Origin of the sequence: Microbacterium sp. NPDC064584, assembly GCF_040687315.1 — a bacterium.
GTDB classification, from domain to species: domain Bacteria; phylum Actinomycetota; class Actinomycetes; order Actinomycetales; family Microbacteriaceae; genus Microbacterium; species Microbacterium lacus.
This window is the reverse complement of sequence record NZ_JBFBMZ010000012.1, coordinates 41,017-55,057: the sequence shown is the minus strand read 5'-3', so window position 1 is coordinate 55,057 and position 14,041 is coordinate 41,017. Positions and strand designations below refer to the sequence as shown.

At 65.1% G+C, this 14,041-nt stretch carries 12 protein-coding genes; 9 read left to right on the top strand and 3 right to left on the bottom strand.

The window, feature by feature from the left end:
• Window positions 1–35: 35 nt before the first annotated feature.
• Genes AB0P18_RS15460 through AB0P18_RS15450 form a run of 3 tightly spaced genes read right to left on the bottom strand, consistent with a single transcriptional unit; the run spans window position 36 to window position 2,884 of the window.
• On the bottom strand, window positions 36–1,052 hold the full coding sequence (locus tag AB0P18_RS15460) for a glycosyltransferase family 4 protein (RefSeq protein WP_363360774.1): 1,017 nt from the start codon (window positions 1,050–1,052) through the stop codon (window positions 36–38).
• 52 nt (window positions 1,053–1,104) lie between these two features.
• Window positions 1,105–2,235, bottom strand: a complete 1,131-nt coding sequence (locus tag AB0P18_RS15455; RefSeq protein WP_363360773.1) for a hypothetical protein — start codon at window positions 2,233–2,235, stop codon at window positions 1,105–1,107.
• Window position 2,236: 1 nt separating this feature from the next.
• The gene (locus AB0P18_RS15450; RefSeq protein ID WP_363360772.1) at window positions 2,237–2,884 is read right to left on the bottom strand and encodes a glycosyltransferase; all 648 of its coding nucleotides are present in this window, start codon (window positions 2,882–2,884) and stop codon (window positions 2,237–2,239) included.
• A gap of 599 nt (window positions 2,885–3,483) precedes the next feature.
• Between AB0P18_RS15450 and AB0P18_RS15445 the strand changes: the two genes are divergently transcribed.
• From AB0P18_RS15445 to AB0P18_RS15405, 9 genes are all read left to right on the top strand, one after another.
• The gene (locus AB0P18_RS15445; RefSeq protein ID WP_363360771.1) at window positions 3,484–5,121 is read left to right on the top strand and encodes a twin-arginine translocation signal domain-containing protein; all 1,638 of its coding nucleotides are present in this window, start codon (window positions 3,484–3,486) and stop codon (window positions 5,119–5,121) included.
• Between the two features lie 88 nt (window positions 5,122–5,209).
• Complete coding sequence (locus tag AB0P18_RS15440) at window positions 5,210–6,334, top strand: polysaccharide pyruvyl transferase family protein (protein WP_363360770.1); 1,125 nt, start codon at window positions 5,210–5,212, stop codon at window positions 6,332–6,334.
• A complete protein-coding gene (locus tag AB0P18_RS15435) occupies window positions 6,334–7,218 on the top strand; it encodes a hypothetical protein (protein WP_363360769.1) in 885 nt (294 codons plus the stop codon). Before AB0P18_RS15440 ends, AB0P18_RS15435 begins: the two co-directional genes overlap by 1 nt.
• The gene (locus AB0P18_RS15430) at window positions 7,215–8,711 is read left to right on the top strand and encodes a lipopolysaccharide biosynthesis protein (RefSeq protein WP_363360768.1); all 1,497 of its coding nucleotides are present in this window, start codon (window positions 7,215–7,217) and stop codon (window positions 8,709–8,711) included. The genes AB0P18_RS15435 and AB0P18_RS15430 overlap by 4 nt, the downstream gene beginning before the upstream one ends.
• A complete protein-coding gene (locus AB0P18_RS15425; RefSeq protein WP_363360767.1) occupies window positions 8,708–10,222 on the top strand; it encodes a lipopolysaccharide biosynthesis protein in 1,515 nt (504 codons plus the stop codon). Before AB0P18_RS15430 ends, AB0P18_RS15425 begins: the two co-directional genes overlap by 4 nt.
• 38 nt (window positions 10,223–10,260) lie before the next feature.
• Window positions 10,261–11,265, top strand: coding sequence for a glycosyltransferase (locus AB0P18_RS15420; protein ID WP_363360766.1), 1,005 nt, complete (start codon window positions 10,261–10,263; stop codon window positions 11,263–11,265).
• A gap of 81 nt (window positions 11,266–11,346) precedes the next feature.
• Complete coding sequence (locus tag AB0P18_RS15415) at window positions 11,347–12,273, top strand: hypothetical protein (RefSeq protein ID WP_363360765.1); 927 nt, start codon at window positions 11,347–11,349, stop codon at window positions 12,271–12,273.
• Window positions 12,274–12,413: 140 nt separating this feature from the next.
• A complete protein-coding gene (locus AB0P18_RS15410) occupies window positions 12,414–13,520 on the top strand; it encodes a polysaccharide pyruvyl transferase family protein (protein WP_363360764.1) in 1,107 nt (368 codons plus the stop codon).
• Window positions 13,517–14,005 (top strand): DapH/DapD/GlmU-related protein, encoded by a 489-nt coding sequence (locus tag AB0P18_RS15405; RefSeq protein WP_363360763.1) that lies wholly within the window; start codon window positions 13,517–13,519, stop codon window positions 14,003–14,005. Before AB0P18_RS15410 ends, AB0P18_RS15405 begins: the two co-directional genes overlap by 4 nt.
• The last annotated feature ends 36 nt before the right edge of the window (window positions 14,006–14,041 follow it).

Sequence of the window (14,041 nt, the reverse complement as noted above, 5' to 3'; positions counted from 1 at the left end):
GTTTCGGGCTCGTGGCACGCCGGCGCCGGCATCCCTCAGCCGGCTCTACCCGACGGAACGACGCGCTGTCGAACAGAGTCCGATCCGGTGGCGGCTTCCAGCCAGATCTCTTCGATTCTCGGGTAGACGGCGTCAGCCGAGAATTGCTCCTGGAACCGCTTCCAACCGGCATCGGCGATCTCGGTCCTGACACGCTCGTTCGATGTCGCAGTAACGAGGGCATCCGTCAGTTCATCGGCCGATCCCGCTTCGACGAGAAGGCCGCATCCGTCGGACAGCAACTCGGGGATTCCGCCGACAGTGGTGGAGATGACGCATGTATGCCGCGCCATCGCCTCGAGAAGAAACATCGGCATCGCTTCGTCTCGTGAAGGCAGGACCGCAACAGCGGCGGTGTCGAGCTTCGACATCAGCTCGTCGTGCTTGAGTCCCCCGACGAAGACGGCGTTCGGCAGACTTCGATCGACGAGGTGCTCGTCGCGGATGGGGCCGGCGACGACGAGCTGCCACGAGGGGTCGGGGGCCGCTTGTCTCCAAGCTTCTTGCAGCACGTCGATCCCTTTGCGGTGGGATACGACGCCGCCGAAGACGACGATTCGCTGCTTTTCAACCCGGTGCGCTCCGGGGACAGCATTGGGCACGAGCGAAACGCGGCTCGGATCCACGTGCCGTGCACAGATCGCGCTCGTCTCCTCGCTGAGAGTGATCACTTTCACGCAGGCCGCCAGCACCTTCGCCACTTGTTTCGGGCTCTTCTTCTCGTGCTGTGCGAATTCACTGCCGTGCATGTGGGCGATCACTGGGATGCCGAGCCGATTGGCGTAGCGCGCGATCGTCCCTTCTCGCACGAACGAGCCTCGTTCGCTGAGATGGATGACGAGAACAGGTGTGAGCTCGCCTCTCCGCCGAGAGATACGGCGCACCTGCGCCATCGCCCGGAGGAACTTGCGCGCTGCCGCCACGTGATCACCGGGATCGCCGCGCGACTCGATCACCTCGACATCCACGTGCTCGAAGGGCCAGTTCACGTAGGCATTGACGACCTGGGTCATCCCGCCGGGGATGTCTCCGGCACGTCCGACGTGATAGACGTGGGGGCGTGGCTCAGGCAACGGCTGCCGTCCGATCGTCGACGAGCTCCGTGCTCTTGGTCAGCAGCGCGCCAAGATCGGCCCGAACGGATTCCAGACGAGTTCGCGCTGCGAGCAGTTTCCGGATCTTCTCCTCTCGCCTCCCGCCGATGCGCCGAAGCGCGGTGCTCAGATCGATCGCGGACAGGCCGGCGGTGTTGATGGCCACATCATCGATCCCGATCGATGAGAAGTGACGCGAAACCTTATCCGAGTCGTCCAGCTGCAGCCCCACGGGTACCGCGCCCTCGGTGAACGCCGCGATGATCACGTGCAGCCGGTCGCTCGCAGCGACGCGAGTTCTGCGGTAGAGCGCGCGCAGGCGCCGCTCTTGAGCGGCATGATCGCCGAGCTGGTCCCACTCGAGCAGCTGTGCGCCGAGATCTGCGGCGAGTCTGCGAGATCGATCATTGTCGACGGAGACCTGCGTGACGACCCAGAGCTCTAGTGACTCCGACTGCGCGTACGCGCGCACTCCGTCGAACCACTCGGGTTCGGGGTACGGTCGCGGCGCGACCTCGGTGTCGTCGCGCAGAGAGATGACCATGACATCCCGCTCTGCGGCGGACTCGGAGATCGAACGTTCGAGAGTCGCGTCGTCGAGTCCCTCCGCGAATCCGAGGTCTGGCATCGCCTCGCCGAAGCCCATGTACTCCGCCGTGCGGTCGTCACGCCATCGGGTGTAGCTGCTCAGGGCATTGGACGGCCACATCAGTGCGCGAGGAGCTGCGGCGAAGTTTCGAGCTCCCACACCGATACGACTGACGCTGCCGCCCCTGAGCCGGATCAGTGCGACTGCCGGAAGCATGACGACGTGCTCCTTCATGCCGACGATGGTCAACTGGATCTCGCCCGGCTTGTAGATCGAACTCGCTGTGCCGCGAAGAGCGGCCGCCAGCAGAGCCACATACCACTTGCTGAGTGAGCGGTAGACGACGTCGTCTCCGCCGATGCCGAGCCCTTCGTCATACCCGTCCGGAGAATCGCCGACATAGACGTGGAGGCGACCGCCCTCACGCGCCCAGTCCAGCAGCGGTCGGCGCAGGATGATGTCGCCGATGTTCTCGTACTGGCCGCGGCCCACCGCGAACACATCCGTTGTCATGTCACTCCATTTCCAGAACGGCGGATCGGCCGTCGATGATGCGCCGGGACGCCGCCTGCCGCACGATGTCGGCCGTGAGATCGGGTCCTTCGACCGCGATTCCGATGTCGCTGGCCCTGACGAGCTCCGCGATCTCCAGTTGATGGTCGTCGACGTGCTCGCCGCGTGAAGCGCGGCGCACAGCCTGGATCGGGTAGATCCCGAGCGCCAGCAACTCCACCAGCGTGCCCACTCCTGCGTGGGTGATGACGACATCGGCTTCCGACGCGTGGCGCGCGAACTCGTCCGGCGCCATGTAGTCGTACACCTGGCCGGGAAGGACGTCCGACCGATTCGTTTCTCCCAGCTGCCACACGGTGTCCTCGTTCGCCAGGCCTGTGGCCAACAGAGCATCGATGACCGAGTCGAACCTGTAGCCCCGGATCGTGCCGAGCGTGACAAAGATTCGCAGCGGTTCGAGGGGAGACAAGCGCTCCTCACTGAAGAAGGAGTCGAGGATGCTGGGGTACGGCTCCCAGCGGCCGCCCGCCCACTCGGCGTGCTGCGTCTTCAGGTCGACGCCGGGGATTCGCATCAACAGCTTCCCGGTGGCCGATGGTCCGTGCAGTCGACAGACGCTCTCTATGTAGGAGCTCGGGATTCCGTGCATGCGTGCGAGGGGCAGGGCCGCCGCAGCGATCGCGGCACCGGTCGAGATCGCCGACTCGAAGTGCTCCGCTCGAATGATCCGCGTCAAGGCGGGGATCGCCGCTACCGTGCGCTTCAGGTCGCGAGGCCCCACGTAGGGCAGGAACTCGGTTCGCCGACCCGAGAGCGCGTGTCTGCTCTGAGGAGTGTCGAATGTCACCCAGACGGATTCCGGGTTCACGCCGCGCCGAGACTCGATTCTCAGCAACTCGGTGAGGTGCCCTCCGGTGGAGCAGACGTAGAGGGTCTTGGTGGGTGAAGCGTCGTTCTGTTCGGAAAGCGGTGCCTGCATCATTCGGGTCTCCGTCACACGGACGACCACGGGCATCGGCCCGTGTATCGGACTGATGGTGTCGGAACGACGCTGGCGACAGCCGGTACGATGCCCACGCTAGGGCGAAGGAGCCGCTGATATGCCGCACTGCAGAAGACGTTTACGCCGGCGTAACGACTCTTCACGCTCCGTTTACACATCGGCGCGGCCGGCGACCGAACTTAGGACATAGTGGGAACCAGCACGAGGTCCTTTTGGGGGAAAGGCACGAACCGACTGGAGTCTGCATGTCCGACAAAGCCCCTCGCCCGTCCACCTCTCGCCGCCGATTCCTTCAGACTCTGTCCGCAGGCACGGTCGGGGCTGCCTTATCAGGAGCCCTGCTGTCCCAACCCGCGCAAGCGGCCGTCGTCCGCACACTTGCCGGCGACGGCGTCACCGACGACGCGCCCGGCATCCAGGCAGCGTTCGACGCAGGAACTCTTCCCGTGTTCGAGCCGAACCGCACATACTTCCTGAACAGCCCGATCTTCCTCGACCGCGCTCCCTGGACGACGATGTACGTTCTTGATCTCAACGGTGCGACTCTGTTGCTTGGGCCGAATCTTCCGACGACGGATGCCTTCTATCGCGAACCCGCGGTCAAATGGGCGATCTTTCCGAACACCAAGCGAACGGCGTTCGCGAACGGCAAGGTCGATGTCTCGTTGGCCAGCCGGGCGAGCGGTCAGAATACCGGTGCGCTCATCAGCCTCATCGTCCGCAACGGCACGGTGGACGGCAACGGCGCCAACGTCGGATTCGCGTTCGCGAACCGGACGGCGCTCAGATTCGAAACCGTCATCCTCCGGCGGGCGAGGACGCTTCTCTCGTGGTTCGACTACTGCGACGCGAACGTCTTCCTTCAGTGCCACAATCGGGGCGGTGGACCGTCGTCGTCAGTGCTGGTCGAGCAGATCGCCTCGGGTGATGGGCTGCTGATGCAGTCATGCAAAGCCGACTCCACCGTGGGCATGGCTCGGCTCAAGTACTGCCGTGGCGCTGAGATCGTGTCCACGGTGACGGGACGGGTCGAGGTCGACTCGTGCTCGGCGGTGATCATTCGCGGCGGTCATCAGGAGACACCTCTGGCGAACGAGACCATGATTGATGTCAAGAGCTCAGAAGTCGTCATCGACACGACCGCGTTGTACTTGGCGAGAGCGTCGGTCGGGACCACGCTGCCGCCGGCCGTCCGTATTCGCGACTACGGAACCGTGCCGTCGTCCGTGACGCTGCGCGACTGCATCGAGATGAGAGCCCTCCTGGACTCGGACGATCAATTGGGGGCGCTCGTTTCCATCGAGACGCCGATCGCGGGCACGCGCGTGGAAGCGCGCGGTCTGACATCGATGGTGAGTGTGCGCTCCATCGGGGGGGTGTGGGATTCGTCCCCGGGACCGCACGTGGCGGGGGTATCGGGCGTGGCGACCGCTGTTGTCGCCTCACGCGCCGCAATCGCGAGCGGGGACTTCGAGGTGAGCAATCCCGGTGGGGGTTGGCAGGTGCGCCAGACGACCGTGCCGGGCACCGCGGCGAAGGGCACGCCGTCGGTTGTGGTCTCGACTCCCGTGGGGGGCCTGGTCGGGACGCTCACGTCCGCGAAGAAGCGATATCGGCTCCAGGCTTTGATGCCCGACGGGACGTTCACGAGCGCGTCCGCCTACACGTCGGCTGTCGCGCCATCCGGCGGAACACTCCTCTTGGTCGTGACCACGAAAGGCGGTCCGCAAGCTCTGCGTATCTGGCGGTACGCAGGAACGTCCACGACTGCCGAGGCCTATCTGGAACTGCCGGCGGGGCAGCCGAGCCAGACTCTGTACGACACCGGCGCGGCGCTGAGCGGATTCGCGTGGCTTCCGGGCAATTCAGCGGCAGTCAGGTAGGTCCGGCACCCAGCGACTGTTAGCGGGCCGGTCGATCACTCGAAACCTCGCGGTTACACTCGCGCGTTACGCTCGGCATACCTCACCGATGGGGGAGAGCAGCTGTCACTCCATCTCGGGAGACCTCTGCTCGCGACCGCAGAGGAAGCAGGGCGATCTGGTGCTGAAGACGGATGCCGCGTACCTCGAGCAGCTCAGACTCGACTCGATCAGCATCATGGGGCCGTTGCTCGGTGGCGCTGAAGTCGCTCTGCTGGACGCTCCGAACCAACGCAACGTGGGCGACTCCCTCATCTGGGCGGGCGAGATTGCGTACCTCGAGCGCATGGGTCTCCGAGTCCGGTATGTCGCCGACATCCAGGGCTACGACCCCTCGCGCCTGCGCAGGGCGATGCCGTCAGGCGTCATCCTCCTGCACGGCGGCGGGAACTTCGGAGACCTCTGGCCCGGGCACCAGACGCATCGCGAACAGATCGTCCGGGATTTCCCCGATTACCGCATCGTGCAGCTTCCTCAGTCCATCTACTTCCGCGATGAAAAGAAGGCGGCGACCGCGAACCAGATCATCGGTGCGCACCCGGACTTCTCGCTGCTGCTCCGCGACCACGAGTCGATCAAACGTGCGCGAGTTCAACTCCCCGATGTCGCCGTCACGTTCTGCTATGACATGGCGCTCGGATATGCACCACCCGCGGCGCCCGTCCCAGTCAACGATCGGAGGAATGTCCTCGTCATCGCCCGCGCGGACGTGGAGCGTTCCTCCGGTCTGCATGACATCGGAGCCGACTGGCTTCCCGGCGCCACGATCACCAAGACGGATTGGGGGCCGGGTGACGGCCCGGCCGAAGTGCTGTGGCAAGCCGCGCGAATGCTGACCAAGGCTGACCATCGCGTGGTCCGCACGCAGCGTCGCCGTCGGGTTCTGGGGGCCGGTGTGGCTCATTTCGGCGCGGAGCAGGCGATCGGTTTGTTGAACCGGATGAATGTGAGCGGCGCGGTCGAACTTTACTCACGCGCGGGGCTGGTCGTAGTCGATCGGCTGCATGCGCACGTGCTTGCGGCACTTCTCGGTCTGGACCACATCGTCCTCGACAACAACTACCGCAAGATCGGATCTGTCTACGACGAATACACCGGGCGCTTTTCAACGGCCAGCTATGCGACCGACATCGACGAGGCGAGAGAACTGGCGATGCAGGCGGTGACGGTCTGATGCTCGCCTTCATCACTTCGCTGCGCCACCCGCAGAACTCGGCGGATTACGGGCGCGTCGAAAGTCTCCTCCGGGAGACCCTCGTTTCGGTCACAGAGCAGACCAGCGACGACTTCGTCGTGATCGTCGTCGGCAACCAACGGCCGCAGTTCGTCCTCCCGGACAAGGTTCACTTCGTCCCGGTCGAGTTCGATCCGCCTGCGCCCCCGAACGGCCCGCGAACCGACCGCGCTCCCTTCGTGCGGGACAAGGGAACGAAGATCGGCATAGGTCTGCTCGCCGCTCGGGAGTTCTCACCCGATCACGTGATGATCTTCGACGCCGACGACTTCGTGCACGCGGAACTGGCGGAGTACGTCGGCGCTCGCAAGGGGCACTCCGGATGGATGATCGACCGCGGGTGGATGTACTCGAGGGCTCGGAACGCCTACCGACGTCAGAATGACTTCAATCGGACCTGCGGAACGTGCTACATCCTGCCGTACGAGGCGTATGAAGTGCCCACGGACCTCGATGTCTCCGCCACCCAGCAGGAGGTGGTCGACGGCTTCGGTGAGCGGCTCGAAGCCATGCTGGGTGCCCATCGCCACGCGGTGGAGTGGCATCGGGCTCGAGGGCGGACTCTCGAGCCGCTGCCGATGCGGGCGGCGGTCTATCACGTCGATACCGGTGAGAATCATTCGGGCAAGGCGATGACCGGGGTGGCGAGGCCCTTGGGCCCGCGGATCCGACGCAGTTTCCGCATCTCTCCGCAGCGTGGGCCGGTTTCGACGATCTGGTCGAGCGTGGGTCCGGTCGCGATCTGGGAAAGCGTCTCGACCCGGTCGAGGGTGACGGCTCGCCGTCTGCAGCGCGCGGTGAGGAAGACGCTCACGAAGCTATGAGCCTGGCTGATGACAACCTCGGTCGCAAGGCCACTCGATCCATCGGATGGGTGGTCGCCGAGCGCTGGACGTCCAGGCTGGTCACACTCGCCGTCTTCGCGGTTCTCGCGCGTCTGCTCGATCCGAGCGATTTCGGGGTCATCTCGCTTGCCACTGCCTTCATGGCCGTTCTGCAGGTCTTCGTCGACAGCGGCTTTAGCAAGGCCCTGATTCAGAAGAAGACGCTCGACGAGGCCGACGCGTCGACGGCATTCTGGACATCCCTCGGTATCGCCCTGGTCCTCTATGCGGGGGTCTTCTTCTCAGCCGACGCGATAGCCGGCCTCTTCACCGAGCCGGACCTCGCCCCCGTCCTTCGAGTTCTGGCGATCGCTCTACCGATATCTGCGCTCTCGCAGACACCGGCCGCGCTACTCGAGCGGGAGTTCCACTTCAAGGCTCTCTCGATCCGTCAGTCGATCGGCACCTTCGCCGGAGCGGCGGTGGCCATTCCCCTGGCGCTGCTGGGCTTCGGCGTATGGGCGCTGGTCGGCCTGGCGCTGGCGTCGGCGTCAGCCTCGGCGATCGCCCTATGGTCATCGTCGCCGTGGCGACCACGACTGGAGTACTCCCTCGCCTCGTTCAGATCGTTGTGGACCGTCGGCGCGAGCGTCCTCGGAATCGAGCTTCTGGACGCCATCCAGTCCAACATCGACAAGATCCTGATCGGCGCATTCTTCAGCGCAGACGAGCTCGGCTTCTATTACCTCGCGCAGCGGGTCGGCACCATCTTGATCGATCTCGTCACGTCGGTGATATCGAGGATCTCGTTGACGACCTTCTCTCGGGTCCAAGACGACCTACCGCGCCTCAACCGGATCTTCCGCCAGCTCACTTTCGTTGCGGCATCCGTGAGCTTCCCGATCTTCGCTTTCGTGGCGATCCTCGCCCCCCAGATCATCCCGATGCTCTTCGGGCCCGGTTGGGAGGCCTCGATTCCGCTGCTGTGGATTCTGGCGCCGGGCTGGGCGTTCGGCACGATCATGTATTTCGACCGTTCGGTCATGCTGTCGACGGGACATGCCCGCCCCGCGCTCGGGCTCGCGGTTCTGCAGAGCGTTGTCGGGATCGTGGCCGTGTTCCTGCTGCTCCCGTTCGGCGTCGCGGGCGTCGCGCTGTCGCGTCTGTCGCGTATTCTGCTCTGGCCGCTTCGACTGTTCCTTCTGCACCGCTACATCGCCTTGCAGGTGTGGCGCTATCTGGGACAGGTGGCGCGCTGCCTCGCGGCCATCACCGTTCCCGGCGTGGCCATGGCCCTGCTCCAGTTCTCCTCATGGGCGGACGCGCGCGCATCGTTCTGGACGTTCGCGCTGCCGGTCGCGGTCCTCGGCGGCGCAGTGTACGCCGGGACGCTCTGGCTCATCGCCGGCTCGGAGAACCGAAGCGTCCTCCGCCGTGCAGCGGACCCCGTGCTCGGGCGCCTCATCCGTCGTCGACCTCGGCCGGCGACATGATGAAGCGCACAGCTCGCGCCCTTCCGCCCGTGTCGTTGGGAGCGGCTGCATCGAGGGGCGCGGCGGTCACACTCGGCGCGCAGGGACTTCGCATCGTCATCCAGCTGGTCGGCATCGTCGTGCTCGCGCGTCTGCTGACCCCGGTCGACTACGGATTGGTGACGATGATCCTTGCGATCATCGGCATCGCGGACATCGTCCGCGATTTCGGTCTCGGTCAGGCTGCGGTACAGGCCAAGGAGATTTCGGAGCGCCAGAAGTCGAATCTGTTCTGGATCAACGCGCTGATCGGCCTCGCTCTGACCCTGATCGTCATCGCCGCATCCGGCGCGATCGCCGCGCTCTACGACACGCCGGAACTCCAGCCGCTGACGATCGCACTGGCTGTGTGCTTCTTCCTTCGAGGCGCTAGCGTGCAGTTCACCGCGAACCTGACACGGTCGCTGCAGTTCGGCCGCCTCGCGGGGGCCGAGACGGCCGGACAGGTCATCGGTCTCGTCCTCGCGATCATCCTCGCAGCGAACGGTGCAGGTGCGTGGGCGCTTGCGTGGCAGCAGGTCGCGCAGGTGACCGTCGTTCTCGTGCTGTGTGCGGCCTTCTCGCGGTGGGTTCCGCGCTGGTACGACCGACGCACCTCCATCAAGCCCTTCGTCTCCTTCGGCGCGGCGGTCGCAGGTTCCCATCTGCTGAATTACGCGAGCAAGAACGTCGACTCCGTGGTGCTGGGCATGCGATTCGGGGCGACGAGCCTCGGCCTCTACAATCGCGCCTTTCAGCTCGTGACGATGCCGCTCACCCAGCTTCAAGCCCCCGCGACGAGAGTCGCACTCCCGGTGTTGTCGAAGTTGCAGTCCGCGCCCGAGCGGTTCGCGCAGTTCATCCTCACGGGCCAGTTCGCCATGCTGGTGATCGTCGGAGTCGTCACCTCGCTCTGCGTGTCGGAGTCCGACGCGATCATCCGGCTCGCGTTGGGCAGAGAATGGCTGGCGGCCGCGCCCATCTTCCAGGTGCTCGCAATCGGCGGCGCCTTCCAGGCAGCGACCTATGCGAGCTACTGGGTGTTCCTTGCCCTCGGGTTGGTCAAGCAGAACCTGTACTACGCGCTCGCCACCCGACCACTCGCGATCGCAATGATCCTGATCGGCTCGAATTGGGGCGTCATGGGCGTCGCGTGGGCGTACACCGCCACCCTCGTCCTGTTCTGGCCGGTCAGTCTGATCTGGCTTTCGCGGGTGTCCGACGCGCCCGCGAAGCGCATGTTCGTCACGGGTATCCGCTGGCTGAGCGTGATCGGCGTCGCGACCGTGGGGGCGTATGCGGTGACCGAGTTGATCTCCGTGCACAGCTCGGTTCTGCGACTGCTCGCGGGTACCGCCGTCACGCTTCTGGTCATCGCCGTCGCGGGGGTCGCGCTGCCGGGACTGAGGGCGCAGTTCCGTGACGCGATCGCCCTGCGTCGTTTCTTCACCCGTCGCGCTCCGCGCGCCCGACTGGAGGGTGGTTCCGAGTGACCTCTGCGAACCCCGAGCCCGTTCGAGTTCTTCTGTCATTGCGACCTCCCGACGGGACGACGCAGTTCGTCGATCTGCTTCTCGACGGCAAGGCTGACGAGGTCGAGTACTCCTACTTCTCATGGAGAGCTGCGCTCTTCGGCGATTACGACGTCTTGCATATCCATTGGCCGGAATTGATGTTCCGCGACAGTCGATCCAGACTTCGGGCATTCGTCAAGCGGCGCCTCGTGGATCTCCTCGTCGCGCGACTCGATGTCAAGAAGATCCCCATCGTGCGCACTTACCACAACCCTCGACCACACGAGCGGGGCAAGAGTGCTGAGCTGCGCACTCTCGACAAGATCGACCACCACACGACACTCTTCATCGCGCTCAACGAGCACACGCGGCCAGACGCCCACCGCGCCTGCACCGTGATCCCCCACGGGCACTACGTCGAGCCCTTCGCCCGGCTGCCGCAGGTCGACCCCGTGGGCGGCCGGCTCGTTTACTTCGGCATCATCCGGCCGTACAAGAACGTAGAGACGCTCGTACGCGTCTTCCGCTCCCTGGAAGCCGATGACATGACTCTCCACGTGGTCGGCAATCCTCACGCGGGCCAACGTGAGCCCCTCGCCCAGGCCGCGCAAGATGACCCGCGAATCACGCAGATCCTACGGTTCGTCGACGACGACGAGATGGTGCGCGAGGTCCGCGAGGCCAGCCTTGTCGTGCTGCCCTATCGGGAGATGCGCAATTCCGGTGCCCTCCTGGTGGCGATGTCTCTGCGACGCCCGGCGCTGGTCCCTTCATCCGAGGTCAACAGGATGCTTGCGGACGAGTTCGGACACGACTGGGTGCGCATGTACGACGGCGAGCTCACCGCGGAGGCCCTCTCCCGTCATCTTCGCGAGGTGGAGGGATCCGGCCTCCTGGCCACGTCCGGGCCCGATCTCCGTGCGCGCGACGGAGAGAACGTCGGGCGACGGCACCTCGACGCGTACCGGATGGCGATCGCGGCTGTCGAGCGTGGCCCGAGTGCGCTGGTCACGGCGACGTGAACTCCCTGTTACGAATGCCGACTCGCGACAATTCGGCGCGCGACGTGACCATACGATCGGTTCAACTACCTGGAGAAATGCATGCGTGAAGAATTCGAGCCAGCAGCCGCGAGCGAGAAGGATCGGAAAGGAGGATTAAGTCGACGGTCCCTGTTGATCGGTGGTGCGGTCGGCGCCGCCTCTATCTTCCTGCCCACCGCCGGCGCGTTCGCCGCGCCCGACTATTCTGTGATCCCCAAGCTGCCCTATGAGGTCAGCCGCATGGACACCCAGGTCTCCAGCTCGGGCAAGAAGAAGTACGAGGTCATCGACATCCTCTTCTCCGGCGACACGACCCGACTCTTCGTGCCTCACACCGCCAAGCTCGGCAAGCAAGCGACCGCGCTGACGTTCGTGTGGTTCTACCACGCGTTCGGCAGCACGTACACCGCGATCTCGAGCGCATACAAATGGAGCGCGATGCTCGCAGTCGACAAGGGATGGGTGAGCGTGTGCCCGAACTACGGCGGCGATCAGTGGGTGAATGCAAAGGCCATTTGGCTGCAAGGGGAGATCTCTCGCTACATCAACAGCTACTTCAATGTGAAGGCGAGCTACATGCGGGCGAATTCCGGCGGAGGATCGCTGATGTCCTACGCCTACGGCAAACGCTACATTCCCAGCCCCAAAGGTATGTATCTCGCCAATGCCACGTATGACATGGAGGATCTGTACGCACGGGATCCCGCTCGCGTCGGCCCGGCGTACGGCGGAGACGTGACGAAAGTGGTCGCGACGAATCCGGCCAAGCTGTACGCACCGTCCGCCTGGGCGGGAACCCGTATTCGCGCCGTCGTCTCGGCGGCGGATGTGGTGGTACCGCCTGCTCAACATGGCGAGGCGCTGGTGAAGGCGGCATCTCCTTTCGCCGCCGAGACCTCGCTCGTATGGCACGCAGGAGGCCACACCGTGCCCGCATCCGCCGATTCGGATTGCATCTCGACCTTCGCGCGGTGGCAGAGCGCCTGAGGTCCACTCTGATGCCCCACCTGAAGACGCGAGTGCGCCGGTTGCTTCGCGATGCCGTTCTGCTGACCGGCATTCCTGCGAAGCGAGACGTCCGCCGAGCAGTAGGAGCCGCCGGAAGCGACCGTGGGCAGGAGGTCTCCGTGCTGGTGGCACCGCCAGGCGGGGGGAACATCGGCGACCAGGCGATGGTCGAGGCATACCTGGAGGCCGCCGAGGGCGTCGTCGTCATCGTGACTTCGGGCGCCGGCTCTGTTCTGGTGCCCGACGCCCACAGAGATCGAACCGAACTGGTCGACCTTCCCGGCCTCCTCTACGGCGGTGGGGAGACTCGCGCTGCGGCACTCGATCGGTTCGGACAGCTGCTGGGCAGGTCCAGGTCTCTCTCCGTCATCGGCGCGGACATCATGGATGGCTTCTACAACCCGCGCGCATCGGTGATGCGCGGGGTCGTCGCTGAAGCCGCCGCCCGGCTCGGCGTGGAGACCCGAGTGCTCGGATTCAGCTGGTCTGGCCGGCCGCACAGAGCGGCACGAGCCCAGCTTGCTGCCGCCTCGCGCGCAGGAGCTCTGCTCTTCCCGCGCGATCCCGTCAGTGCCGAGCGGCTCGAGTCAGATGGCATCGGCTACTCGAAAGCCGTCGCGGACATCGTCTTCACCACGACCTCACGCGACCCCGCGCTGCGCGAGCGACTGCGCATTCGTGGCCGCTACGCCGTGGTCAACGTAAGCGGTCATCTCGATCGGGGGGTCAAGCTCGCCGACGACTACGTGCGGATCGTCGAGTGGCTGCGGGAGCAGGACCTCGAGGTCGTCCTGCTCCCGCACGTCGTCACCGAGTCAGCGGACGATCGTGTGCCGTGCGGTGAGGTAGCGGCACACTTTCTCGACGGCGTTCATCTCGTGACGGAAACCGCCACTCCGGCGCAGGTGCGAGGTCTGACGGAGCGTGCGGCTCTGACCGTCACCGGGCGCATGCACCTTGCCATCATGTCCGTGATGTTCGGCGTTCCGGCTGTCACTCTTGCCTCCCAGGGCAAGGTCGAGGGCATGATGCAGTTGATCGGGACTCCCGAGATGTGCGTTACACCGATTGCCGGCATCGCGGACACCGTCATCCCTCTGATGGCCGCATCACTGCCCGATGACTCACGCCAGAGGGCCTCGATCTCGGCCAGCGCGCCGCACGTGAGGGACCTCGCGAGCCAGAACTTCGCGCCGAAGAGCCAAGTCGTCGAGGTGCCGAAATGAGCGCCGTCCGAGCCCTCACCGCGGCAGCAGCAGGGTCCGCGCTGTGGACGCCGCGACTGCGTCGTCTGATCCTCCGATTGTCCGGGGCGAACATCGACAGGGCACGCATCTATCCGGGCATCCGATTCATCGGATCGACGCGATTGTTCAGCGTCGGACCCGGCACCTTCATCAACGCAGAACTGCTGGTCGGGTCGAACGCACATGTTCGGGTCGGGGCGCGCGTCGCGATCGGGCCTCGCTGCATGCTCCTTCCTACGACCCACGAATTGGGTGACCCGCAAGAACGGGCGGGGCGCACCCGGGCCGCCGAGATCACGATCGGTGACGGGTGCTGGCTGGGCGCAGGAGTGACGGTGCTCGGCGGCGTGTCCATCGGCTCGGGGGTCGTTGTGGCCGCAGGAGCAGTGGTCACCGCCGACTGTGATCCGGACTCTCTCTACGCCGGAGTCCCCGCGCGTCTCGTCAAGCGGTTCGACGGGTGATCGTGCTCCGTGGCGCCGCCGTGAAGCCTGCGTTAA